Below are 24193 nucleotides of genomic sequence, written 5' to 3'. Positions count from 1 at the left end.
TAGTGTCGACCAAGGCCGACAACTGGGGATTGGCGTCATGTCGATTCTGAACCGAGGTCCGGGCCCATTTCCTGAACTCACGCATCGGGCCGGCAAGTACCGCGCCCTTGCGGAGGACCTGGAGCGTATTGCGCGGGGCGAGCACCCCGGCGAACTGGACCTACGCGATGCTCCATACCTCTATGATTGGCAGCTCTGTCTGATGCCGCTTCCCTACCTCCTTGGAACCGTCTTCGGCCATCCAGAGATCGAGGACGGACATTTCTGCAGGACGAGCGAGCTCATCACCTTCGATCCGGTCGCAGGGTACTCCCGCACGTTCTCTCGTTTCTATCGTCTAGGCTCGCAAGCCCATAAAGACGGCATCCAATAACTGTAATAGAATCACTATTTGTTTCGCAAGAGACGCATAAAAAGACAATTGTCTCGATCGATCTGGACGGCATTCGCGCGAGACGTCCTGCGTATTTGGTGGGAGATGCACGGAACCGTATCGGGCCGACGCATGGATTCTGTGTGAAGGCCGGATTGGATCAGGCGCAGCCGGTCGACGAGGGATCCGGAGATCGAAAGCCTAGGCTTTCGTTCGTGTCTACGATCGCCGCAATCGGGCTCAAGGCCGATCAGCGCCGCCACGACGGGCAGCCGCGTGCCGGTGGATCGACGGAAATGGGGAAGGAGCGTTGCCGATGACGCCCGCTATACCACGGTCGATCAGGGGGCTTCTTCGCGGCTCGCGCGGCGATGGGGTTCTGACGATCGCGTTCATGGATTCCGCCGTCACCGTCCACGCGGCTCCTGCCTGGGCGCTCGATGAGATGCTCGAGGTTCCCGACCTCCTCGGACCAGGCGTCTACCTGCTGATCGGCGTGGCCGAGGAACCGTCCCAGAAGGCGCGCGCGGTCGTCGGAGAAGCGGGAATGCTGCGCGAGCGATTGGCCGGTCACGCCACGGATCCGAAGCTGGACTTCGTCTACGAGGCCATCGCGATGACGGGACCGAACGTCATGAACGAGACGGTCCGCCTTATCCTTCAGCGACGCCTCGTCGATGAGATCGTCCATGCCGGGAGGATCGGCCGCGTCCTCGGACGCTACCCTGAGCGATGCACGGCGTCCATCTACGACGTCGTCGCGGCGACGCGCATGCTTGCGGATGTCCGCCCGCTCTTCGGTCTCGTCGCTCCGGGACTCATCGCCGATGTCGAGCCGGTCACCGAACCCTTGGCCGCGCGGATTGCCGCGCTTCCCAGAGGTGTCGATCCAGAGGGAGCGACCTGGACCACGCACGAGATGGCTCATGCGGGCGCCAACGCCCGTGCGTCCATGCTGGGCCGTGAGACGGTCCTCCTGCCCCGATCGACGATCCTCGCCGAAACGCGCGGTGCTGCGAAGTGGATCGTCGCACGCAGGACCGAGCTGAAAGCGCGCGGCGTTCTGGTCGCCCATGCCGATCCCCGCCTCCTGCTCGTCGCGGCTTTCATCGCCTTCCGCACTGCCCACGAGGCGGCGGCGTTCGTGACGGGCGGCGCCGCGGGTTCGGCACGCCTGACGTGGCTGCCGGTCGATGAGCCTTGAGCTGCCGCAGGGTGTCGCGACGCGGGCGCCATGAAAGGAGCGGGCGATGGGCGTTCCCCGGATGTGGCCGCGCACCGGAGCGAAGGAACGGCGCCGCTGAAGCGAAGGAGTGGATTTCGCGGTGATGTCACCGAACGAGGAGCTTGAACGCCATGCCGCGCAGGATTTCGAGATCACGGTTCGAAGCAGAAACAGGTATAACTTATGATGGAAACGCGGATTTCTCCACGACTTTATTGATTCAAGGGCAAAATAATCTGCTTGATCTCACAAGGAAAATCGAAGCCTCTTATGGAGATCGCATCTATATGAGCCTTTCCGAGGTCGCGATGCTCATTGGCCTCAGCACGAAGACACTCAGACAGCATGCGCTGGCGGGAACCATCTCGTATGCGCTGCGCGGATTCGGAAGGGTGAAGATCAGACGCTCGTTTACGGCGCGCGACGTCGCGCGGTTTTGCGCACGGGTCTCTGGAGACAATATAGAGGCGAGACCGCCCGAACAGCGGCGTCGAAAAAAAGGTCGTTCGACGTCCGATAGATCGAACTGATCATCCACTGCACGACACCGTCTCCGCACTGGGATCTCGCGTCCCGGCGGTGAACGCGTGCGCGCTATCCCCAAGGGAGAGTCTCTGATGCCGCGCAGACGAAACGGTGACGGCCTCTACAAGCGGCCCGACGGAACTTACCACTATGATGTCGGCAAGGGCGTAGATCGCATCACGATCGCGACGGGGAAGCACGACAGGCGAGCAGCGCGCACCATCGTTAAACAGGAATTGGCGCAGAGAAAAATTGCCCTATCGCGCAGCCTCGATAGAAATACAGTCCAGATATCGCCGATGACCGACAAAACATATCTTCTTGGGGAGGTTCTGGAGCGATGGATAGAAAAGTATCGGACCACGAACAAGAACGATAGGAATTTCAGAAACGGTAGTCGCTGTGCGCGGCGACTGATCGATGAACTGGGAGCTGATAAGCCCATCTGCATGATCACGGCGCACGACATCCGCAAGATTGCCAATCGATACAGAGACGAAAAGACAAGTCCCTCAGGAAGGAGATTGAAAGAAGCGACCATAACCAGATGCGTTGTCGATCCAATGCGCAGTGTGTATAATTTTGCGCTCAAAGAGCTTCAAATCAAGAATCTGCCGTATATTGCTTGGTCGACGATCGGTAGGCGCCCGCATAACGCGCGCACCCGCTATCTGCGGCCGCACGAAATGGAGGCCCTGGTCAAGGAGGCACCCGACAAGGATGCCTTGGTTCACGAGTTCATGTGGCTAACAGGTATACGTGTTGGGGCAGTCGTCAATTTGCGCTGGTCTGATATCGACGAAAGGCTTGGTGTCATCTCAATTCGCAACAAGGGCGGGGCCATTCATGGGATTCCATTAACCCCGGAGACGCGTCAAATCATCGGATTAGTTCGCGGCGATCATCCTGAATTTGTCTTCACGTATCGAAATAATCGTTCACGTAAGAGGATGCCGCTCACATACTACACGTTTTTCAAACGCGCTCGGGAAACATTTAATCGTGCCGGCCTCGTAGATTATGTCCTGCATGATCACCGACATACTGCAGCGTGCCTCATTTTCGTTGCGAGCGGATTCAATATGTATGCGGTGAAAGAGCTGCTCGGACACAGTGATATCAGCTCCTGCGAGCGATATGTACATCTCGACAAAGAGCGCCTTCGTCAGGACATGATGAAAATCAGTTCCTGGGCGCCATCGGTCGTCGGGGACGAGACCAAAACGTCCCTGTTCTTCTCGGATGGCCCTCCGGCTCTCTCAATCGCCTTCCTGCGCGCCAATGACAACCTTCCCGACTCGCGGCGGTGACGGCGTTTGCGGCGGCCGGCTTGGTGCCGGAACGCATCGCCTCGGATCGACCAGTTCAGCCCCGCTTCCCGGCGGCTGACGGCCGCGCGGGGAACGTCGCCTCTCGGGCTTGTCGGGTCGCGAATGGCGCTCGACCTCCAAGCGCCGTTTCATGATGAACTGAGCAGCTTGGCTTTCGATTAGCGGCGGGCGTCACGGGCCTAACCCTAACCCTGGAACCCTGATGCGCAGGCCTGCCCGCGCTGGGTTTCGGCGCGAGAGCCTGCCTGATGGGCCTTGCCTGAGCGATGCCGAATGGGCGGTGGTCGCGCCGCTGACCCTGGCACCATCCGGCACGGGCAGCCGGTAACGCGGCGCGCGGTTCGCGACGGCGTTCTCCAGATCTTGCGTACGGGCTGCGCCTGCCTCCGGTCGTCCTCGCGCAAGATACGGTGCACCACTGGTTCCCGCGCCCATCGTAGGCCGGCGCGTCCGAGCACCTCGCCCGGGCCCGCACGATGGACGACCAGGAAAGGGTTGGGTGCCAAGCTGGGCCGGCAGGCTGCAGCCTTGGTGCCCGGGCATTGCGTTCCTGGGGCGTCGGCGTGGCGGTAGAACGTAACTTCGATCCGGCGCAACGGGTCGTCGGGCGCACGCGCCACCGGCGCACAGATGTGGACAGCCGCCGGCGGGTTGCCGCCGTCTCCGCCACAGACCTGCATGCAGTCGCGGCGGCGTGTACTCCGACGCGCCTTGCGCCAGCTGTGGCCGTCCCCGCCGGCTGCTTGGCCGCCCGCGCCTTGCAGGGTAAGCGCGCCGGCACCGCAGGCGTCATCACTGTCGAGATCGTCGAGCCGCAAGATGGGCCGAAGGGTTTTGCCGTGCAGCCCGAGCGCCGGGACATCGCGCGGACCTTCGACTGACTCGCATTCCGCTGAAAGCTCGCCCGCGACCACGAGGCCATCGAATCGTCCAGCGTTTGCGTTCTTCGTCCCTGCCGCCGCGATGATCCTCGACAGACGCCTCGCTCGAACCCGATGAAACGGGGCTGACTGTGGACATGCTTCGGAAAGCTGTCGCTGCCTTGCCCTCTCCATCGACCGTAGGACACGCGGCACCGCCGCGAACTGATCAAGCTTCGGAACGGCCGCGCTTGGCGAGACGCCGATCGACCTCTCGGCACGGTGCCGCGCAGGCGCAATCGAGGGCCGCACTATTACCCGCGGGTTGAGTGTCCGACATTCCGGAAGGGCATGCGAGGGACGTTCCGAATCGTCCAAACAGCGCGCGTGTTCGGCAGCCGTCGCGCGGAAAGCGACCGGATTTCCCGATCTGAGTCGGGATCTGGGGCCGTGGACCCGGATTGCGTCGTCGTCTCAGGACTTTGAGGGGCCTCGTCCAGTTCGTCCGGGACAATGTCGCCACAGCGCGACGAATATTGCCGGAGATCTTTGCCGTTGTTGGAAGAGACGGCACTTCGAAGACACCGTCGAGAAGCTCAAGCCGCTCTACGCGTGCGGCGGAGCGGGCCTTCAACTCGGGCGTCTCGCCGGGCACGGGCACGAAGGTTCCGCTCGATTGCTCGCCGGCCATAGTTTCGGCAGCTCGCCGCGGATCGCCGATCGTCTCGATCAAGTAATCCGCTTCAATCCGCAACGGCGGGGAGCAGGCCACATCGTTCACACGACTGATCATCTCGGACCTCCATCGAATGACGCGGTGGAAGCTGCGATGTCGGCGGCATCAACGAAATCTGCACAATACGCCAGCGGCGCAATCAAACGCCGTGCATATCGAGCCGAATGCCCGACCTTCACCGTTTCAGCCCGACTTCATAGAATTATTATTCCGATCAGTAGCCGAGCAAATTCGTGCCGAAAATCCGAGATCGGCGCAGAGAGCTGTGATAAAAACTGACAGGTAGAGTTTGGGAGGACGCCGTGCCGACTCATCTGCCGCTCAATGCATTGCGCGCTTTCGAAGCCGCGGCGCGGCTCGGCAGTATGAGTGCCGCCGCCGTTGACCTGGGGGTGACGCACGGAGCCGTCAGCAGGCAGATCAAGGCGCTGGAGGATCGCTTCGGATTTCCGCTTTTCGAGCGTCAGCCCCGATCTATCGTTCCGACCCGAGAGGGCGCGCAACTTGCTGCGGATGTGGCCGAAGCATTCGAGCGGCTACAGATCGCGGTTTCGCGCATGCAGCCCGGGCCTTTGATTATCTCCTGTTCGGCAACCATCATGATGAGGTGGCTAATCCCTCGTCTGCCCACATTTAAAAATTCTCAAACTTCATTCGAATTCCAGCTCAACGTGAACTACGGCGATCAGGATTTTGTTCGGGATGAAGTCAGCATCGCTATTAGGACAACGATCTATCGTGCGCCCGCTAGCGCCGTTGTCGAGACTGTCGCGACGGAGGAAATTGGCCCGGTGTGTCACCCGAAATACGCCGAGCGATTGGATCCGGGACATATGGACAGTTTGCGTGGAGCACGAATTCTTCTCAGCTCCACCCGACCAAACGCATGGAAAGAATGGGCAGCCGCGGCAGGACATTCCGAATTGAAGCTATCACCGCATGAGAGTTATGAGCATTTCTACTTGGCTATTCAGGCTGCAACCTGCGGCCTTGGCCTCGCCATGGCGCCACGTCTTCTCGTCGAGGACGATGTTCGTTCAGGCCACTTGGTAGCGCCTTTTGGGTTTGTTGCAGGTCCGCACAAGCTTCAGCTTTGGGTCGCTCATCATCAACGCAATAGACCTGACGTGCAGGCTACTGTCCGATGGCTACGCGGTGAACTAGCGACTATGGCAGCAGACCGTGAGGGTTAATGAGCAATTTTTCAGTATGCGGTTAGTAAATTTATATATAATATCATATGTATTGGTCAAGAATGCTCTGAAAAGCTATGAGATTTTTTGATGTTAGCCATCAATGACGCCTATCGAACGCCTCATGATAAGTGACGGCTTGTCTCCTAAGAGCCCGTCCGACAAGGGCCTAAGGCAGGGTTGAGTGGCCGGGATGGCAATGATTTCAGGCGGGTGCTGAAGCCTGACCTGGACCTGGCATGTGGACCCCGACCACCCGGCGGCAGCATAGCCGCGCGGGCCTTCGCTATGAAACTGACCTGACCGACGCTGAGTGGGCGGTGAGCGCGCCGCTGATGCCGAGGCCAGCGCCCTGTGGCCGGCCTCCGCTCTGGACGACACGGGAGGTTCTGAACGCCATTTTCTACGTTCTGAGAGGTGGGATCTCCTGGCGGATGATCCCCAAGGATCTGCCGCCGCGTTCGACCACGTTCGGCTACTTCAGCCGCTGGCGCGACACAGGGCTGTTCGGCCGGATCAACCACCACCTCGTCATGGCTGGACGAGGTTCTGGTCAAAGGCGGTCTTCGTGAACGCAGGCTCGACAAGCACGACCCGAATACCCTGTCCGCGGACCTCGTGGTCGAGGGACGCCGAGTAGCCCTCGACCGCGTGCTTGCTGGCGCCGTAGAGCGCCATGTAGGGGGCGGGAATGAAGCCCTGGACGGAGCTGACGTTGACGATGCGGCCGCCCCTTTGAGCACGCATCAGGGCGAGGACCGCCTGGGTCGTCCGGATAACGCCAAACAAGTTCACATTGAACATAGCCTGGGCCTGCGCGACCAAGGTCTCCTCGGCCGGGCCGCTGATGCCGAAGCCGGCATTGTTCACGAGAAGGTCGACGCGACCGGTCTCGCCGAAGACCGTCTCGACCATGTCGGTTACGGACGCCTCGTCGGTGACGTCGCAAACGAGCATCCTGGTCCTTCCGCCCTCGTCCAAGGTGGCCTTTCGGCTGGTCCCGAACACTCGGTAGCCCGCGGCCTCTAGGGCTTGAGCGGTCGATAACCCGATGCCGGAGGCGGCGCCCGTGACGATTGCGGTCTTGATGCTTCCCTGGGCTATGATGCCCTCCGGCTAAGGCTGCGGACCAACTGCCGACCGCGCCAATAGATTAAGTTCATAATCTTTTTATCAAGGCTCGGGAGGGAGACTTTTCGTTTGCCGCCACTCTCGACGCACCGGACAGCCAGCTTCGCGCGGAAAACGGCACCGTCGAGCCTCCCCCCTAAAAAGCGTCCGTGGGTGTGCTCATCCTGGGCGACGCGCGTCTCGGCGGACGCGATGCGGATGTCGGCAGCGAGGAAGAGTTCGCGACCCATGTTCTAGGTGTCGCCGCGCACGACCGCGACGAGCGGCTTGCTCAAGAGGGTCCGTCGCTCCAATGGATCAATGCCGTCGGCATCAGGCGCGCGCGCCGTACCCGTCCACAGAGGTGCGGCGAATGCATCGACATAGATGCCGCGCGTAAAGTTCTCGCCGTGTCCGAACAGCACCGCCGCGCGAAGGTAGTCGTCGGCATCTTACGCGGCGTAGGCACGGGCCAAGGCGCTGAACGCCTCGGGATCGACCCGGTGGTGAACATTGGGCCTGTTGAGGCCGATCAGGCAGACACGACCGCGTCGCTCGACCGTGATCTTTCGTCCGTCCGGCCGCGGACTAGGGCCGTAGATACTTAGTTCCGAGGCCTGCGAACTCTCGGCTGAAGTTCCCTGAGCGAGCAGGCCTGACGCAGCCCCGACGAAGGAATACATAACCACCGCACGCCGCGACGGTCGGGACTTTGGGACTGACATCGCAACCATCTGAGCTTTGAGGACATCTGTCGTCCCGGACCGCGCTGGCTCTCTCTCACCACGCCGAAATCTCGATTTTCCTGGAGCCGACGATCGGCGGGAGTGGAGGCCATTGACGATAGATGGCGACCATAATAGATGATGTTCTTAATTTCAAACCGGCATCTTGCCGACGGGGAGCTGGCTATGGATGCGAGGTGGGTTTTCGGTCTGACCAGCGTTGTGGTCACGGCTGTCTCGGCCTGCTCGCCGGCCGAGACAGCCGTGACGCCGGAGCCTCCGCTGGTGCAGGTCGCCGAGGTCGCTCCGGGAGTCGGCGGGGTATCGCGCTACACCGGCGTCATCCGCGCAAGGACCGAGAGCAACCTCGGCTTCCGCGTCGGCGGCAAGATCTTCGAGCGTCTCGTCGATCCGGGCGACCACGTGCGCCTCGGTCAGCCCCTAATGCGCCTCGACCGCACCGACTTCACCCTGGCCCTCAACGCCGCTCGGTCCTCCGTCGAGGCGGCGCGCGCGCAGATGATCAAGGCCAAGGCCGACGAGGAGCGCAGCCGGAAGCTCGTGGGCGATGGCTGGACCTCGAAGCAGACCTACGACCAGAACAAGGGTGCGGCCGACTCCGCCATCGCCCAGTTCGCCAACGCCGAGGCGCAGGCGAGCCAGATCGAGAACCAAGCCGGCTATTCAGAGCTCAAGGCCGACGCGGATGGTGTGGTCATGGACGTCCCTGTCTATCCCGGAGAGGTGGTCGCGGCAGGCCAGACTATCGTGAAGCTGGCGCGGGACGGCGCACGGGAAGCGGAGATCTTCTTGCCGGAAGCGAGCCGGTCCCTGGCCAAGGGCGATGCCACGGCGACGCTCTACGCCGAGGGCGAGGCGACCTTCCCGGCCCGACTGCGCGAACTTTCGGCCATCGCCGACCCGGCCACGCGGACCTATCGCGCCCGCTACATCCTTTCCGGCGGCGGCGAGGATGCCCCGCTGGGCGCAACCGTGACCCTGCAACTCAAGTCCCGGGAGGCGGCTCGCGCCGCCATGGTCGAGGTGCCGCTCGCAGCCCTCTTCAACCAGGGGACCGGCGCATCGGTCTGGCGCTACGACGCCGCCACTGAAACCGTGAAGCCACAGGCCGTGAAGGTCGCGCGCATGGGCGAGGAACGCGCTGACGTCGTCGGCGGCCTCAATCCGGGCGACCGGATCGTGGCGCTCGGCGCACATCTGTTGAAGCCCGACCAAAAGGTCCGCCTCGCGCCCTCCAGCATGACGGGAGCCGTGCGGTGAACGCGTCCCACTTCAATCTTTCGGCCCTGGCGGTACGCGAGCGCGCCGTCACCCTGTTCCTCCTGATCGCGCTCGTCGGCGCCGGCTTCTTCGCCTTCGAGAAGCTCGGACGCGCCGAGGACCCGGCCTTCACCGTCAAGGTCATGACGGTCTCGGCCGCGTGGCCGGGGGCGACCGCCGAGGAAATGCAGCGCCAGGTCGCCGACCCGTTGGAGAAGCGGCTGCAGGAACTCGTCTACTACGACCGGGCCGAGACGACGGTCCGCCCCGGCCTGATGGTGACCAAGGTCATCTTCAAGGACCAGATGCCGCCGGCCAAGCTGCAGTCGGAATTCTACCAGGCCCGTAAGAAGCTCTCCGACCAGGCCTCCAGCCTGCCCCGGGGCGTGATGGGGCCGCTGTTCAACGACGAGTTCTCGGACATCTACTTCGCCCTCTACGCCGTGCAGGCCAAGGGCCTGCCGCACCGGCAGTTGGTGCTCCGGGCGGAGGACATGCGCCAGCGGCTGCTGCGCGTACCCGGTGTCGAGAAGATCAACATCCTCGGCGAGCAGGCCCAGAAGATCTTCGTGGAGGTCTCCTACCAGCGCCTCGCGACGCTCGGCATCAACGGCCAGCAGCTCCTGGCGGCCTTGGCCAACCAAAACGACGTGACGCCGGCCGGCTTCGTGGAGGCCGATGGCCCGCGGGTGTACCTGCGCCTCGACGGCGCCATCGACAACCTCGACGCCATCCGCGACCTGCCGGTGGCGGCCGGCGACCGCAGCCTCAAGCTCGGCGACATCGCGCAGGTGAAGCGCGGCTATGAGGATCCGAAGACCTTCGAGATCCGCAACGACGGCGAGCAGGCCCTGATGCTCGGCCTCGTGATGAAGCCGGGCTTCAACGGGCTCGCCCTCGGCGAGGCGCTGAACGCCGAGGAAGTGGCGATCCACCACGAGACGCCACTGGGCATCACCTTCACGAAGATCACCGACCAGGCGAAGGTCATCGACGACGCCATCCACGAGTTCATGGTGAAGTTCTTCACCGCGCTCGGCGTGGTGATCTTCGTGAGCCTCGTGGCGCTGGGCTTCCGGGTCGGCATCGTGGTCGCCCTCGCGGTCCCGCTCACCCTCTCGGCCGTGTTCGTGGTGATGATGCTCACCGGTCGCGACTTCGACCGCATCACGCTCGGCGCCCTCATTATCTCGCTGGGCCTGCTCGTCGACGACGCCATCATCGCCATCGAGATGATGGTGGTGCGCATGGAGGAGGGCTACGACCGCATCGAGGCGGCGACCTACGCGTGGAGCTCGACCGCCGCACCGATGCTCACCGGCACCATCGTGACCATCGCGGGCTTCCTGCCGGTCGGCTTCGCCGCCTCCACGGCGGGCGAGTACGCCGGCAACATCTTCTGGGTGGTGACCTTCTCGCTGCTCATCTCGTGGATCGTGGCCGTGACCTTCACGCCCTATCTCGGCGTCAAGCTCCTGCCCGACATCAAGAAGGTCGAGGGCGGCCACGACGCCATCTACGCCACGAAGAACTACGAGCGCCTGCGGCGAGTCGTACGGCTCTCGGTCGATTACAAGTGGATGGCGGCGGGCATCACCCTGGCGCTCTTCGCGGGGGCCGTGGTGGCCATGGGCAAGGTCGAGCAGCAGTTCTTCCCGAACTCGGAACGACCCGAACTCATCGTCGAGGTGACCCTGCCGGCAGGCTCGGCCTTCGCCACCACCGAGGCCAGCGTGAAGAAGGTCGAAGCGGCGGTACGCGACCTGCCGGAGGCCAAGGAGATCACGAGCTACATCGGCCAGGGCATGCCGCGCTTCGTCCTGTCCTTCGACCCGGAGCTTCCGGACCCGGCCTTCGCGCAGATCGTCGTCCAGACCGCCGACGCCCAGGCCCGTGACGCGTTGCGGGTCAAGGTCCGCCAGCTCGTCGAGGAGGGGCGCTTCCCCGAGGCGCGGGTGCGGGTGCTGCAGATCGTGTTCGGGCCGCCGGTGCGCTTCCCCGTCGCGTTCCGGGTGGTCGGCCCCGACCTCGACGTCATCCGCCGCATCGCGGCCGAGGTCGCCGGAGCGATGGCGACCAACCCGAACATGCGGATGGTCCACCTCGACTGGGGCGATAAGACGCCGACCCTGCACCTGACGCTGGACCAGGAGCGCCTGCGCCTGATCGGCCTGACACCCAAGGAGGCCGGCCAGCAATTGCAGAACTACCTCAACGGCACGCCGGCGACCCAGGTGCGCGAGAACCTGCGCTCGGTGGACGTGCTCCTGCGCAGCCCCGGTCCGGAGCGCCGCTCGCTCGGTGACATCGGCGACCTGACGCTGGCGACGAAAGACGGTCGGCAGGTGCCGGTCTCCCAGGTCGCCCGCCTGGAAACCCGCTACGAGGACGCGGTGCTCAAGCGCTACAACCGCGAGACATACATTCGCGTGCAGGGCGACGTACTCGACGGAAAGCAGCCGCCGGACGTCCACTTCCAGGTCCTCCCCCTGCTGGACCCGATCAAGGCGAAGCTGCCGCCGGGCTACCGAATCGACACGGCCGGCTCGGTCGAGGAGAGCGCGAAGGCGCAGATGTCGCTGGCAGCGGTGTTCCCGCTTATGCTGATCGTGACGCTGACGGTCATCATGCTCCAGGTGCGCTCGTTCGCCACCATGTTCATGGTGCTCGCCACAGCGCCGCTTGGCCTCGTCGGGGCCGCGCCGACGCTGTTGCTCTTCAACCAGCCTTTCGGGTTCAACGCGATCCTCGGCCTCATCGCGCTCTCGGGTATCCTGATGCGCAACACGCTGATCCTGGTGGACCAAATCCACCACGACCAGGCGGCGGGCCTGGGGGACTACGACGCCATCGTCGAGTCGACGGTGCGGCGTGCCCGTCCGGTGATCCTGACGGCGGCCGCCGCGATGCTCGCCTTCATCCCGCTCACCCACTCGGTGTTCTGGGGGGCGCTTGCCTACGTCCTCATCGGCGGCGTCGGGGTCGGCACGATCCTGACGCTCCTCTTCCTGCCCGCGCTGTATGCCCTGTGGTTCCGGGTGAAGCGGGAGCCGCGAGAGGCGCAGGGCGCCGCCCGAGCCGAAACGATGCCGATGCCGGCCAAGGGCTGAAGCACGAATGACCATCATTGACGTCCTGCCGACGGGACGTCCCGAGATCGCGCGCTTATCCTCCGAGCGTGCGGTGCATCGGCCGACCTGCGCTTCGCCCCCTCGCGCAGGTCGGTCGACAGCCTCTTCCGGAAGCCTGGGGAGGATCGGACGGCGCAGCACGTCCAAACTCACCAGGGACTTCAATACATGACTGATCGCATCTATATTGAGCTCAGTTTCATCGAAGGACGGTAGGATGCCGCGGGTTTCGCAGGAGCAAGCCAAGCTCAACCGCCAGCGTGTCGTGGAGGTCGCATCCTCATTGTTTCGGGAGCGCGGTCTGAACGGCATCGGCGTCGTGGACATCATGGCGGCCGCCGGCCTGACCCATGGCGGCTTCTACGGTCAGTTCGCCAACAAGGATGCCCTCGCGGCCGAGGCGTTCGACGCCGCCATCGGCAACGAGTACAGGGCGGACCTGGAAACCTTCATCGAGAACTACCTGTCCCTCGGCCACGTGCGCACACCGGGCAGGGGCTGTCCCGTCGCGGCACTGGTGAACGATATTGGGCGCGAGCCTCCAGGGAGCGCGCTGCGGTCCCGGTTCACCCATGCGGTCAAGGGGCTCGCCGGCCTCATCGCGGACCGACTTCCCAAGTCTTCGAAGGAGCGGCGCAGGCAGCGCTCCTTGATCGCGCTGTCGACCATGGTCGGGGCTGTGGTGCTTGCGCGCGGTGTCGACGACGAGGCCTTGGCCGACGAACTGCTCGCGACTGCGCGCGCCACCATCACCGGCTGAACCATTCCTCGCTAGCATTCTTCGACGCCCTCCCTCTTCCGAGACGAATCCCGGTTGACCCGTTCCAGGCGCTTCAATAGATTACTATCATAATTTAACAGCGTCGATTCCTGACCGAAGCCGATGGGCATGGCTGGCCGGCGCGCCTGACCTACCCGGAGGAGTGCGCGATGAAGAACCCACCTTGCTTGGCGCGTCGCGGCTTACGTTTTCCGGCGGCGGTGGGACTGTCGCTCGCCATCGCGTTTTTTAACGGACCCGTCTTCGCCGCCGGTGGAACGACGGGCGTGCGGTTGCCGGACGGAAGTCGCTTCCCGGAGAGCGTGACCTCAGACGCGAACGGAACCCTGTTCGTGAGCAGCATCGCGGATGGTGGCGTACTCAAGGTCGCCGCGGACGGCGCCGTCACGTCGCAGTTCCTGAAGCCGGGCGACCACGGCACCCGGTCCACCTTCGGTTTGCTGGCGGATCCCAAGCGCGGGGTGCTCTGGGTCGCCTCGAACGACGCCACGGCCCTGGGAGCGAAGGGGCCAACGGACACGGAAGGGGCGTGGATCAAGGCGTTTGACGTCGGGACGGGCGTCATGAAGACGAGTGTCAGGCTGCCGGGCGCCAAGGCGCTCGCGAACGACATGGCCCTCGGCGGCGACGGCTCGCTCTACGTCACAAACACCTTCGCCCCCCAGATCCTGCGGCTCAAACCCGGTGCCAAGGAATTTGAGGTGTTCGTCGAGAACCCGGTGCTCGCCAAGGGGCTGGACGGAATCGCCATCGGCGGCGACGGCAACCTCTACGTCAACACCTTCATGGGCGGCGAGCTGTTCCGCATCGCCATGAACCAGGGTGTCGCCGGTGAAGTCACGCAACTTGAAACGACGAGGCCGCTGAAGTTCCCGGACGGGCTGCGGATCTTCAAGGACGGGTTCCTCATGGTCGAGGGCAGCGGTGCGCTGAGCCGCGTCACGGTCTCCGGCAACGCCGCCAAGATCGAGCCCATCCACCAGTTCGCCGGGCCGACCGGCGTGACGGTCGCAGGTGACAAGATCTGGGTGGCCGAGGGGCAGTTGGGCCTGATGTCCAAGCCGGTCGAGGCCGGCAGCGAGGCGCCGAGCTTCCATCTCCGCTCCATGGATGCGCCATAGCGCGTCGCCCGACTGTCTCCGTCGAACGGGGCTGCGTCGGGCGCAAAGCTTCATGCCTGACGTTCGATAGTTCACCGTGAAGGTCCAGCAATGATCGACGAAGTGCCTCCGGAAACTCATGCACCTTCACGGCGCAGGACGGTCGAGTGGGCCGATCCACGCACCATCGCCGCGGCAGGACAGGATCTTGCCGGCATCGACTTCCTACGCGCGCTGCTGGCGGGGGAGATTCCGCCGCCTCCTGCGATCCAGCTGCTCGGCATCGAGTTCGTCTCGGTCGATCCGGGTACGGCCTGCATGCGCATGCAGGCCGGAGAGTATCTCTTCAACCCGCTGGGGTCCGTCCATGGCGGGTCCCTCGCCACGCTCCTCGATAGCGTCATGGGGTGTGCCGTGCATTCCACGTTGCCGTTCGGGCGCGGCTACACGACGCTTGAGTTCAAGATGAATTTCATGCGCGCGGCGACCGGGAGGTCCGGTCTGCTGACCGCCTCAGGACAGGTCATCCACTCCGGGCGGCAGCAAGCCGTGGCCGAAGGCCGTCTTAGCGACGAGTCCGGCCGCCTCGTCGCGACCGCGAGTACGACCTGTCTCGTGTTCGATCTGCCCGGCGCCGTGAAACAGGGGTCGGCCGGCTGACCGAGCAGAAGCTTTGACGCCCACAGTCCATGCGAGCGAATTCCACCGATGACGTCACGCCAGATCGTTCTCTGCCATCCCGTCCGCACAGCGATAGGCGCCTATGGCGGTAGCCTCAAGGATGTCGCCGCGACCGAACTCGGTGCGGTGGCTATCCGGGAAACCCTGCGCCGAGCCGGCCTCGACGCGGGCCGGCTCTGCAGCGTGACGATGGGCAACGTCGTGCAGGCTGGCAACCGCATGAACCCGGCCCGGCAGGCTGCAGTGAACGGCGGCGTGCCGGTCAATGTGCCGGCGCTGACCGTCAACCGCGTGTGCGGCTCGGGCGCGCAGGCCATCGCGACAGCGGCCGACGAGATCTGGCTTGGCCATCACGACGTCGCGGTCGCTGGCGGAATGGAGAACATGGACCGGGCGCCGTACCTGATGGAGGGCGGGCGCTGGGGCCATCGGATGGGTCACGCCCAAATCCTCGACAGTATGCTCAATGACGGCCTCGTCGATGCATTCTCGGGCGAGCATTCAGGCTGGCACACCGAGGACTTGGCAAGCCGGTCCCAGATTGGCCGTGAGGCACAGGATGCGTGGGCGGCCCGCTCTCAGGCTCGGTTCGCAAGGGCGCAAGCGGCGGGCGCGTTCGAAGCCGAGATCGCGCCCATTGAGGTCAAGGGCCGCAAGGGCTCCGAGACCTTCGCGCGGGACGAGGCGCCGCGTCCCGAGACGAGCGTCGAGACGCTGGCCAAGCTGAAGGCGGCCTTCCGCAAGGACGGGACGATCACGGCCGGCAATGCGCCGGGCCTCAATTCGGGCGCGGCGGCGATGATCGTGGCCGAGAAGGGTTTCGCCGAGGCCAACGGCCTCGACGCCTTCGGCCGCCTCGTCGCCTACGGCGTCGGCGCCTGCGAGCCGGGCCTGTTCGGTCTCGGACCTGTCCCGGCGGTTCGGCAGGCGCTGGAACGGACCGGCTGGTCGCTCGGAGACCTCGACCGGGTCGAGATCAACGAGGCGTTCGCGGTCGTGCCGCTCGCCGTCGCGAAGGAGCTCGGCCTGCCCGAGGATATCGTCAACGTCGAGGGCGGGGCCATCGCCCACGGCCACCCCATCGGCGCGACCGGCGCGGTCCTGACGACCCGCCTGCTCCACTCATTGCGCCGGGATGGCCTCCGGCGCGGGATGGTCACGCTGTGCATCGGCGGCGGCCAGGGCATCGCGCTGGCCATCGAGGCGGCCTGAGCCGATGCGCCAGACGGCGCCAAACCGTCGTTCTGCGCGCCTGGGCTTGCGGTTCATGATCTCGCGAGAGTTCCACCATGGACACACGCACACGCCGCCTGTTGGAAGCGCCTCTTGTACCGACCCTGGCTCGGATGGCCGCACCCAACGTCACAGTGATGGTGGTCCAGACTTCAGTCGGGCTGATCGAGACGTACTTCGTGTCGACGCTTGGCACCGACGCACTGGCCGGGATGGCCCTCGTCTTCCCGGTGGTGATGCTGGTCCAGATGCTCTCCGCCGGCGGCATGGGCGGCGCGATCCAGTCGGTGGTCTCGCGAACCCTCGGTGCCGGCCGGCAGGCGGACGCCGGACTTCTGGCCTGGCACGCGACGGCGATCGGCCTAGTGCTCGGGATTGCGACGAGCCTCGTCGCGATCCCGTTCGGGCCAACCCTCTACGCGTTCATGGGCGGGGAAGGTGGTTCGCTCCATGCTGCGACCACCTATGCGGGCATCGTCCTCGGCTGCGCGGTCCTGATCTGGTTGTTCAACGCCCTGTCGGCGGTGATCCGTGGCACCGGCAATATGGGGCTTCCGGCCTTGGTCACCTGCGTCGGGGCTCTGGTGCTCGTCCCACTCTCGCCCGCGCTGATCTTCGGCTGGGGGCCTTTTCCCGCGCTCGGCATTAGGGGTGGGGGCGTCGCGTTCGCCGTCTACTACGCGGTCGGCACGGCGGTGTTCGCATACTACCTGTGGTCAGGCCGCGGCGTGCTGCGTCCGAGCCGGCGCCTGCCGAGACTGACCTGGGCCCCGTCGCGGGAGATCCTGCGCATCGGGGTGCTCTCGGGCATCGCCAGCGTGACCTCCAACGTCACGGTTATCGCCGCCACCGCCTTCGTCGGGGCGGCCGGGCCTGCCGCCGTGGCTGGCTACGGGACAGGCGCACGGCTCGAATACCTGCTGGTGCCCCTCGTGTTCGGTCTCGGCTCGCCCATCGCGGCCATCGTCGGCACGGCGCTGGGGGCCGGCGACCACGCCCGCGCGCGTCGGGCCGCCATGACCGGTGCGGCCATCGCGGGCGTACTGACGGAGGGCATCGGGATCGCGGCGGCCCTGCATCCGGTGGCTTGGCTCGGCTTGTTCGGTGAGGACCCGGCAATGCTCGCCACGGGCTCCCTCTACCTGCGTGCCGTGGGTCCGTTCTACGGGTTCTTCGGCGCCGGCCTGGCCCTCTACTTCGCCGCCCAGGGCGCAGGGCGTGTCGGCTGGCCGGTCGCCGCCAGCCTGCTCCGGATGGTGGTGGCTCTCGGCGGGGCATGGACCGCCTCGGCGCTCGGCTTCGGGTTGAGCGGCATCTTCCTCGCGATGTCGGCCGGGTTCGTCGTGATGGGTCTCGTCAACGCGGCCGCATTCGCGACGGGCAGCATGATCCCTCGCGCTGCCATTGGTGAACCATCATTCGGTCCGCTGCCTCTCGCGCCTGCGTCGAAACCCTGAACGCCCTGCCTTGCGGAGACATCATCGATGCCTGCTACGTTCGATTGGCGACGTCTTGGCGACCGAGCGCTCCGTCTCCTGCTCTCGACGGTCTTCATTGTCGCGGGCGGAATGAAGCTCGCGGCGGTGGAGTTCGAGGTCTCGAACTTCGAACGCTTCGGCTACGCAAACTGGTTCATGTACGCCGTGGGCATCGCCCAATTACTCGGAGCGGCCTCGCTCTGGGTCCGGCGCTACGTCGCCTACGGGGCGCTGTTCCTGGCCGCCATGATGGCCGCCGGTGCCGTCAGTCACCTCCGTACCGGTGATCCGGCCGTCATGGCGGCTCCGGCGCTCGTGCTGCTGGCGCTTCTGTGCGGCCTGGCCTTCACTCGGCGAGGCGAGCTTTCCACCGCCTGACGCCGGATCAGAAATGCCTGTGACGACCGAGGGGCATGGCGCCGGCTCAGTAGCTTCGAAGGTCGCGGCAGGACGAAAACTTCGCCCGCCGAGCCTTGATAATAAAGATTATGAACTTAATCTATTAGCGCGGGCGGCGGTCGGCCCGCCGCCTCAACGGGAGGACAACGTGGCCCAGGGAAGCATCAAGACCGCAATCGTCACGGGCGCCGCCTCCGGCATCGGGCTGTCGACCGCGCAAGCCCTGGCGGCTGCGGGCTACCGGGTGTTCGGGACCAGCCGGAAGGCCGCCCCGGACATGGGCGGCGGGACCAGGATGCTCGTTTGCGACGTCACCGACGAGGCGTCCGTGGCCGACATGGTCGAGACGGTCTTCGGAGAGACCGGTCGCGTCGACCTTCTCGTGAACAACGCCGGCTTCGGCATCAGCGGCCCGGCCGAGGAGACCTCGGTCGCGCAGGCCCAGGCCATGTTCGACGTGAACCTGTTCGGCGTGATCCGGACGACCCAGGCGGTCCTCCCCCTGATGCGCGCCCAGAAGGGTGGCCGGATCGTCAACGTCAGCTCGGTGCAGGGCTTCATACCGGCCCCGTTCATGGCGCTGTACGGCGCCAGCAAGCACGCGGTCGAGGGCTACTCGGAGTCCCTCGACCACGAGGTCCGTGGCCAGGGCATCCGGGTCGTGCTCGTCGAGCCTGCCTTCACGAAAACCGCCTTCGACCAGAACCTGGTCCAGCCGGACAAGTCCCTCGACATCTACGCGGCGGACCGTGCCGGACGAGGCAGGTTCTGGAGCGAGGTCATGAAGACGGCTGACGAACCGGAGGTCGTGGCGAAGGTGATCGTGAAGGCCGCCACGGCGGTGGCACCCAGGCGCCGCTACGCCGCGGGACCCAAGGCCCGGCAGGTCAGCTTGCTGCGTCGGTTCGTTCCAGCCAGCGCCTTCGACAAGGCTCTCAGGAAGGAGATGCAACTTCCGCCGGCGTCATGACTACTGGGATCATCCCGACCATTAGCAAATATTACAACCGAGGAAGCACATGAAACTGCAAGACATCGACTATGCCCGCTCGACTGCTCTCGTCACGGGCGCCAGTTCAGGCATCGGTCGCGCAATCGCATTCGAGCTCGCCGCACGCGGGATCAGGAAAATGGTGGTCGTCGCCCGCGGCGAGGAGAAGCTCGCCAAGGCCGCGTCCGAACTCAGGCAGTCGGCCCCGGGCATCGACGTGCGGGAGATCAGCATCGATCTGTCGAAGCACGACGCGCCGGCGGAGATTCAACGGCAGGTCGAGGCTTGGGGCTGGCAGGTCGACCTGCTGGTGAACGACGCGGGGATAGCGCGTAAGCAGCTCTTCGCCAAAGACATGGAAACGGACATCTCGCTCCTGACCGTCGACCTGATGATCCGGGCGGTCATAGACCTGTCCCTCCGCTTCCTTCCGCCGATGGTCGAGCGGGGTCATGGCGGCATCCTGAACGTCTGCTCGACGGCGGCCTACAATCCCGTCCCCTTCATCGCGATGTACGCCGCGAGCAAGGCGTTCATGCTCTCGTGGTCTCAGGCGGTCCGTGAGGAGAATCGTGACACCGGTGTCCGGGTGGCCTGCATCGTGCCCGGCGTGACGGAGACCAACCTCGACGGCGATGGCCACGGCGAGCGTCGCGGGCTCCTGGATGCGGTCGGCATCGACCAGCCGGAAGATGTCGCGAAGGCTGCCGTCGATGCCCTTGAGGAGAACGCCGCCCAGAGCATCGTCGGCACCAACAACAAGCTTCTGAAAGTGGCCCAGGGCCTGCTGCCGGACTCGCTCAATGCTCGCTTGATAAGCAAGGCCCGGGGCGCGCCCGAGGAGAGCGACAACGTCGCTCCGAACCAAGGCTGAGGCACGACGCCTCGTCAGACAGCCGTCCGACGACCAACGTCGCCCCTGACGCAGGCGCGTGTGAAATGGGTGGACGACGGAGTATCCGTCTCCACCAGTCATAACAGCGCTCGCTCATCCGGCGGGTGAGGACGCTCTTCAGGAGAATGTCGCTTGTCCGGGGCGATTTAAAAAGATGCTTTTCACCTCGGCGGCTCGCAGGCTGAACTCGATCTCCCCCAGTTATTCACGGGGGGACCTCGAACTCATATCCCGGCCTGCGATTTCTGGCCGTCCATCCATATCGTTGCTTTTCGTCCACGGCATCAACGTCGGCGCCTGGGTGTGGGAAGACCACTTCCTCGACTATTTCGCGAAGGTTGGGTTCAATGCTCATGCGGTGAGCCTGCGCGGCCACGGACGCAGCTGGGGCTCCGAACACATCCGGGAATGGACGCTGGCCGACTACGTCGATGACCTGGTCGAGGCGACCGGGCGGATCGAGGGGGCCCTCGTCCTGGTCGGCCATTCGCTCGGCGGTGCCGTCGTCCAGAAGTTCGTTCAGGGTGGGGGACGGGCCGCCGGCATGGCCTTGATGGCTTCGGTCCCGCCTTGGGGCCTCGCTCCGTCGGCCTTCCGCATGGCCACTCGGTCACCGCAGATGCTCACGGTCCTGCTGGAGATGTCGTCAGGACACCGTCCTCCGGCCGACAAGGGGTTGTTACGGCGGATGCTGTTCACGCCGGATACGCCTGACATCGAGCTCGATAGGTTTCTCTTACGCGTCGGCCCTGAATCGCCGAAGCTGAAGCTGCAACTCCAAGGGTGGCCGCCGCTCGCCCCCTCTCCTTGGCTCGCGCCTAAGGTCTTCGTGCTCGGCGCAGCAGACGACGCCATCGTCCCCATCGACGAGGTCTGGCGGACCGGTCTGTACTACGGATGCCTCCCCGAACTCGTACCGGGGCTCGGCCACATGGTCATGTCGGGACCTCGATGGAGGGCATCGGCGGTCCGTCTTGAGAAATGGCTCAAGGCAAAATTCATGTGATTGTAGTCCATTGTCTGCTTTTGAATTCGGCCAGGCCGCCCGCGAACGACTGCGTTGGGTCGGCAGCAGGCCGTCCGCTCTTCCCGCGGACCTTTTCCGAAGCGGACAGACGGCTTTCGGCCAGACTACGTCATGCCGGATTACCATCGGCGGCAAAACCGGACGTTCGGCTTCGCGCCCATTGCTGCCACTCAGCCGAACCGGGCAGCAACCTGAAAGCAGACGTTCTATCGGCAGCTGAGCGATGGCCTGGTTGTCGATGTATCCGACGGTGCATCGCCGTAGGGAGGCTTCGCAGGTGCCTTCACGAATTAAGCTCCGAGGCGCACAATCCCCCGGTGGACCTTTGACGACACCATCGTTGAGGTCAGCCTCGCCCTCGTGCCGTCACCAACGGCCTACGCCCTTTCGTGTCCCAAGCTAAGCTGATTTTGCTCAACTGCCGCGAAAGACCGCTATCGGGATGCGCCAACTCCGCCCGAGATGGTAGACATGGGTCACTGAGACTATGTTAGCTTTTTAGGCTAGAAAGATGCGTTTTATATTAATTATAGTGCTGAATCAGATAATCTGATGGCGCCGATCAAATCAGAATATTTGTCCGCTTCCTCTTCAAAATCTAATTTTTCCCGCAATGGCCGTTGCTTCTCGTTCCTGCGAGGAAAGCTGCGGCCCCGAATGATTTCGGAGGAAACATGCTGGGGTCCCTTGGCGCTCAGGCGCTACGGCATCGCCGTTAGGCCGCACCCATGCAGCCAAACTGGATCGTTCTCTCCCTGACCCTGGCCTACATGGCGGCGATGGGGCTAATCAGTTTCTCTGTGCGACGCCATGCGAGGAGCGCGGGAAGCTTTACCTCCGGCGGCACGCGCTATCCGGCGTTCCTGATCGGCTTTCTGCTGATGTCGGAATTCATCGGGACTGCGACGAGCGTCGGTACCACACAGACGGCCTACAGAGTCGGCGTGTCGGCAGCCTGGAACGTCTTCGCCCTCGCCGTCGGATTCGTTCTTTACGCCATCCTGCTCGCGCCCCGCTTCAAGGAACTCGGCGAGAATACGATCTCCGGGGCGTTGAATAAGGCCTACGGTCGTCCGACCAAGCTCGCGACCTCAATCATCATGATCTTCGCTCTTCAGATCGTCGCAGTCTCGACCTATGCGGGCGGCGGTACGATCCTGGCAGGCCTCCTTAACGTCGATCGGACCAGTGCCATCGTCATCACGGGTATCGTCGCGACGCTCTATGTCAGTGTCGGGGGGATGCGCTCGGTCATCTACACGAATGTCCTCCATGCCGTCGTGAAGTATCTTGGCATCCTCGCGGCCGTCGCCTTCGGATTGTCTCAGGTCGGCGGCCTCGCGAACCTGCGGGTCCGCGTGCCCGAAGCGATGTTCGCGGTCGATACGGTCGGCTGGTCGCAGATCTTCGCGTGGATGGTCGCCGGCATCGGCGCGGTCTTCTCGACGCAATACGTAATCCAGGCCATCAATACCGTGCAGGACGGGCGCACGGCGAGGCAGGCCAGCTTTTATTGTGCCTTCCTGCTCGTGCCGTTCGGCATCGGCGCCGCCCTGGTCGGTGTCTGCGCGGCGGCGCTGCTGCCGGGAATCCCCGCGATCCAGGCTTTGCCGGGCCTGATCGCCCGGATGGACGATCTACTGGCCGCCATCGTGGTGGCGGGATTGGCGGGGTCCCTGTTCGGCACGATCTCGGCCCTCAGCATCGGCGCCGCCACCCTGCTGTTCAAGGATTTCTATCATCCCCGCCGTCTGAGCGAGGATGGGAGATCGTCCCTGCGGTTCGTCCGCAGCATGACGGTGCTCGTGGGTCTGATCCCGATTCCCCTGGCGATCTTCGCGCCGGATATCCTGAAGGTGACCTTCCTCGCGAAATCCCTGCGGGCGACGCTGGCGGTCCTGGTCGTCTTTGCCTTCTACGCTCCGCGCTTCGGCACCCCGCGGGCCGCCGTCGTCAGCATCCTGGTTTCCCTCGTCGTGACGATCGGCTGGTTCCTCGCCGGCGATCCCGGGGGAATCGACAACGCGTATGTGGCCCTCGTCATTCCCCTGGCGGTGATGGGTACCGCCGAACTCCGCAAGAGGACCACGCTCCGGAACGAACCGGTTGCGGCGCCCTGACGGGACGGTGGGCCCGGCGGCGATCTAGCTGCCACCCGCGGACCATGCTAAATAGTGCAGATGTCCGAGGCTCTTGAGATCGCCCATGGCGCCTTCGGCCGCGTCGCGCTCCTCGACATGGACCGCAGCCTCGTCCGTCACGCGCACCCGCATTGCCATGTGCTCCTGAAGGTCGAGGGAGACGACACGCAGTTCCTCGTCGGCGATCAGGTTGTCGCGCTCACCGACGATCAGGCTGTCCTGATCAACGCCTGGGAGACCCACGCCTACCTGCACGATCCCCAGCGGGCCAAGGCGATGATCCTGGCTCTGTACATCGAGCCCGACTGGCTCGGCGCGTTCCGGCGGAATTGGGCTGCGAGCGGGGCGCCCGGTTTCTTCGGACAACCGTCGGGCGCCGTCACACCAACGATTCGCCGGCTCGCCCACGACCTCGCCGCCGAGATGGTCTACGCGCCGCTTTCCTCCCACATCCAGGACGAGTTGCTGTCGAACCTGATGGTCGCCGTGATCGAGCGGTTCACGGCCTGGCGCGAGGAGCCCCTCTCCCTCCGCGCCGCCGCCCGGCGCAACGCTGGCGACTGGCGCATCCGACGCACCATCGCGCGGGTGCGGGCGGAGCCCGGCGCCATGCTGGGCACCGAGGCGCTGGCACGCGAGGCGGGCCTCTCCCGCGCCCAGTTCTACCGCCTGTTCGAGCAATCCACCGGGGCCCCGCCGCATGTCTTCCTGAATGCGATCCGGATCGAGCAGGCCGTCGAGGCCATCGTGAGTAGCGAGGAGCCCATCACCGCGATCGGCATGCGCCTCGGCTTCGCCGCGCCCGCACATTTCTCGCGCTTCTTCCGGGACCACGTCAGCGTACCCCCGAGCATCTTCCGCGGTATCGTCCGGCGGGGCGGGCAGCCCGCTGCCTGACGGCGCCGTCATCAAAGAATGAGACGTTTCGGTAAGTCGCGAGACGCCTCGGCATCGCCGCACCCACACGGAGCCGCCAT

At 64.6% G+C, this 24193-nt stretch carries 19 protein-coding genes and 3 pseudogenes; 21 read left to right on the top strand and 1 reads right to left on the bottom strand.

The genetic code is table 11. The annotated features are described in order from the left end of the window. The first annotated feature begins 37 nt into the window (after positions 1-37). The 7 genes and pseudogenes from BMZ47_RS10100 to BMZ47_RS10070 form a co-directional block, all read left to right on the top strand. Positions 38-373 carry a DUF6634 family protein gene (locus BMZ47_RS10100; RefSeq protein WP_091861475.1) on the top strand — a complete coding sequence of 112 codons (336 nt, stop codon included), beginning with the start codon at positions 38-40 and terminating at the stop codon, positions 371-373. 394 nt (positions 374-767) lie between these two features. Continuing rightward, positions 768-1577, top strand: a complete 810-nt coding sequence (locus BMZ47_RS10095; protein WP_091861472.1) for a GIY-YIG nuclease family protein — start codon at positions 768-770, stop codon at positions 1575-1577. A gap of 152 nt (positions 1578-1729) precedes the next feature. Continuing rightward, complete coding sequence (locus tag BMZ47_RS27905; protein ID WP_139220964.1) at positions 1730-2128, top strand: hypothetical protein; 399 nt, start codon at positions 1730-1732, stop codon at positions 2126-2128. 87 nt (positions 2129-2215) lie between these two features. Continuing rightward, complete coding sequence (locus BMZ47_RS10090; protein WP_091861469.1) at positions 2216-3433, top strand: tyrosine-type recombinase/integrase; 1218 nt, start codon at positions 2216-2218, stop codon at positions 3431-3433. Positions 3434-3656: 223 nt separating this feature from the next. Further along, positions 3657-4453 (top strand): annotated as a pseudogene (locus BMZ47_RS10085) (transposase family protein). Positions 4454-5352: 899 nt separating this feature from the next. After that, entirely contained in the window at positions 5353-6243 is an 891-nt protein-coding gene (locus BMZ47_RS10075) for a LysR substrate-binding domain-containing protein (RefSeq protein ID WP_091861466.1), read from the top strand. Positions 6244-6482: 239 nt separating this feature from the next. Beyond that, positions 6483-6812, top strand: a pseudogene (locus BMZ47_RS10070) (transposase); the annotation flags it as partial. Here the strand turns inward: BMZ47_RS10070 and BMZ47_RS10065 are convergent. Further along, positions 6778-7347: pseudogene (locus BMZ47_RS10065) on the bottom strand (SDR family NAD(P)-dependent oxidoreductase); the annotation flags it as partial. The pseudogenes BMZ47_RS10070 and BMZ47_RS10065 overlap by 35 nt on opposite strands. A gap of 176 nt (positions 7348-7523) precedes the next feature. On the opposite strand from BMZ47_RS10065, the gene BMZ47_RS27900 reads away from it, so the two are divergent. The 14 genes from BMZ47_RS27900 to BMZ47_RS10000 all read left to right on the top strand — a co-directional run bounded on the left by BMZ47_RS27900 (position 7524) and on the right by BMZ47_RS10000 (position 24113). Continuing rightward, positions 7524-7961 carry a hypothetical protein gene (locus tag BMZ47_RS27900; RefSeq protein WP_139220963.1) on the top strand — a complete coding sequence of 146 codons (438 nt, stop codon included), beginning with the start codon at positions 7524-7526 and terminating at the stop codon, positions 7959-7961. A gap of 303 nt (positions 7962-8264) precedes the next feature. After that, complete coding sequence (locus BMZ47_RS10060) at positions 8265-9359, top strand: efflux RND transporter periplasmic adaptor subunit (RefSeq protein ID WP_091861460.1); 1095 nt, start codon at positions 8265-8267, stop codon at positions 9357-9359. Further along, complete coding sequence (locus BMZ47_RS10055) at positions 9356-12469, top strand: efflux RND transporter permease subunit (RefSeq protein ID WP_091861457.1); 3114 nt, start codon at positions 9356-9358, stop codon at positions 12467-12469. Before BMZ47_RS10060 ends, BMZ47_RS10055 begins: the two co-directional genes overlap by 4 nt. A gap of 238 nt (positions 12470-12707) precedes the next feature. After that, positions 12708-13250 carry a TetR family transcriptional regulator gene (locus BMZ47_RS10050; protein ID WP_091861454.1) on the top strand — a complete coding sequence of 181 codons (543 nt, stop codon included), beginning with the start codon at positions 12708-12710 and terminating at the stop codon, positions 13248-13250. A gap of 170 nt (positions 13251-13420) precedes the next feature. Then, the gene (locus tag BMZ47_RS28920) at positions 13421-14392 is read left to right on the top strand and encodes a Vgb family protein (RefSeq protein WP_244536782.1); all 972 of its coding nucleotides are present in this window, start codon (positions 13421-13423) and stop codon (positions 14390-14392) included. A 90-nt stretch (positions 14393-14482) separates the two neighbouring features. Continuing rightward, the gene (locus BMZ47_RS10040) at positions 14483-15031 is read left to right on the top strand and encodes a PaaI family thioesterase (protein ID WP_091861451.1); all 549 of its coding nucleotides are present in this window, start codon (positions 14483-14485) and stop codon (positions 15029-15031) included. A gap of 48 nt (positions 15032-15079) precedes the next feature. After that, a complete protein-coding gene (locus BMZ47_RS10035; RefSeq protein ID WP_091861448.1) occupies positions 15080-16264 on the top strand; it encodes a thiolase family protein in 1185 nt (394 codons plus the stop codon). A gap of 77 nt (positions 16265-16341) precedes the next feature. After that, a complete protein-coding gene (locus tag BMZ47_RS10030) occupies positions 16342-17742 on the top strand; it encodes an MATE family efflux transporter (RefSeq protein ID WP_091861445.1) in 1401 nt (466 codons plus the stop codon). A gap of 27 nt (positions 17743-17769) precedes the next feature. Next, a complete protein-coding gene (locus tag BMZ47_RS10025) occupies positions 17770-18141 on the top strand; it encodes a DoxX family protein (RefSeq protein ID WP_091861442.1) in 372 nt (123 codons plus the stop codon). A 169-nt stretch (positions 18142-18310) separates the two neighbouring features. Further along, positions 18311-19132, top strand: coding sequence for an oxidoreductase (locus tag BMZ47_RS10020; protein ID WP_091861439.1), 822 nt, complete (start codon positions 18311-18313; stop codon positions 19130-19132). Between the two features lie 49 nt (positions 19133-19181). Continuing rightward, complete coding sequence (locus BMZ47_RS10015; RefSeq protein WP_091861437.1) at positions 19182-20027, top strand: SDR family NAD(P)-dependent oxidoreductase; 846 nt, start codon at positions 19182-19184, stop codon at positions 20025-20027. 175 nt (positions 20028-20202) lie between these two features. Beyond that, positions 20203-21054, top strand: a complete 852-nt coding sequence (locus tag BMZ47_RS10010) for an alpha/beta hydrolase (protein WP_091861433.1) — start codon at positions 20203-20205, stop codon at positions 21052-21054. Positions 21055-21803: 749 nt separating this feature from the next. After that, positions 21804-23195: a sodium:solute symporter family protein gene (locus BMZ47_RS10005; protein WP_091861430.1), complete on the top strand. Its 1392-nt coding sequence runs from the start codon at positions 21804-21806 to the stop codon at positions 23193-23195. Positions 23196-23255: 60 nt separating this feature from the next. Beyond that, a complete protein-coding gene (locus BMZ47_RS10000) occupies positions 23256-24113 on the top strand; it encodes a helix-turn-helix transcriptional regulator (protein WP_029357547.1) in 858 nt (285 codons plus the stop codon). Positions 24114-24193: the final 80 nt, after the last annotated feature.

This window comes from Methylobacterium brachiatum, assembly GCF_900113845.1.
In the GTDB taxonomy this organism is placed as follows: Bacteria; Pseudomonadota; Alphaproteobacteria; order Rhizobiales; family Beijerinckiaceae; genus Methylobacterium; species Methylobacterium brachiatum.
This window is presented reverse-complemented; position numbering and strand designations above follow the sequence as displayed.

Coding starts and splice junctions, on each gene's coding strand:
- BMZ47_RS10005 (WP_091861430.1), top strand. CDS start 21,804: ATGCAGCCAAACTGGATCGTTCTCTCCCTGACCCTGGCCTACATGGCG.
- BMZ47_RS10030 (WP_091861445.1), top strand. CDS start 16,342: ATGGACACACGCACACGCCGCCTGTTGGAAGCGCCTCTTGTACCGACC.
- BMZ47_RS10025 (WP_091861442.1), top strand. CDS start 17,770: ATGCCTGCTACGTTCGATTGGCGACGTCTTGGCGACCGAGCGCTCCGT.
- BMZ47_RS10050 (WP_091861454.1), top strand. CDS start 12,708: ATGCCGCGGGTTTCGCAGGAGCAAGCCAAGCTCAACCGCCAGCGTGTC.
- BMZ47_RS10035 (WP_091861448.1), top strand. CDS start 15,080: ATGACGTCACGCCAGATCGTTCTCTGCCATCCCGTCCGCACAGCGATA.
- BMZ47_RS10010 (WP_091861433.1), top strand. CDS start 20,203: ATGCTTTTCACCTCGGCGGCTCGCAGGCTGAACTCGATCTCCCCCAGT.
- BMZ47_RS10060 (WP_091861460.1), top strand. CDS start 8,265: ATGGATGCGAGGTGGGTTTTCGGTCTGACCAGCGTTGTGGTCACGGCT.
- BMZ47_RS10090 (WP_091861469.1), top strand. CDS start 2,216: ATGCCGCGCAGACGAAACGGTGACGGCCTCTACAAGCGGCCCGACGGA.
- BMZ47_RS28920 (WP_244536782.1), top strand. CDS start 13,421: ATGAAGAACCCACCTTGCTTGGCGCGTCGCGGCTTACGTTTTCCGGCG.
- BMZ47_RS10000 (WP_029357547.1), top strand. CDS start 23,256: ATGTCCGAGGCTCTTGAGATCGCCCATGGCGCCTTCGGCCGCGTCGCG.
- BMZ47_RS10040 (WP_091861451.1), top strand. CDS start 14,483: ATGATCGACGAAGTGCCTCCGGAAACTCATGCACCTTCACGGCGCAGG.
- BMZ47_RS10095 (WP_091861472.1), top strand. CDS start 768: ATGGATTCCGCCGTCACCGTCCACGCGGCTCCTGCCTGGGCGCTCGAT.
- BMZ47_RS10015 (WP_091861437.1), top strand. CDS start 19,182: ATGAAACTGCAAGACATCGACTATGCCCGCTCGACTGCTCTCGTCACG.
- BMZ47_RS27905 (WP_139220964.1), top strand. CDS start 1,730: ATGCCGCGCAGGATTTCGAGATCACGGTTCGAAGCAGAAACAGGTATA.
- BMZ47_RS10100 (WP_091861475.1), top strand. CDS start 38: ATGTCGATTCTGAACCGAGGTCCGGGCCCATTTCCTGAACTCACGCAT.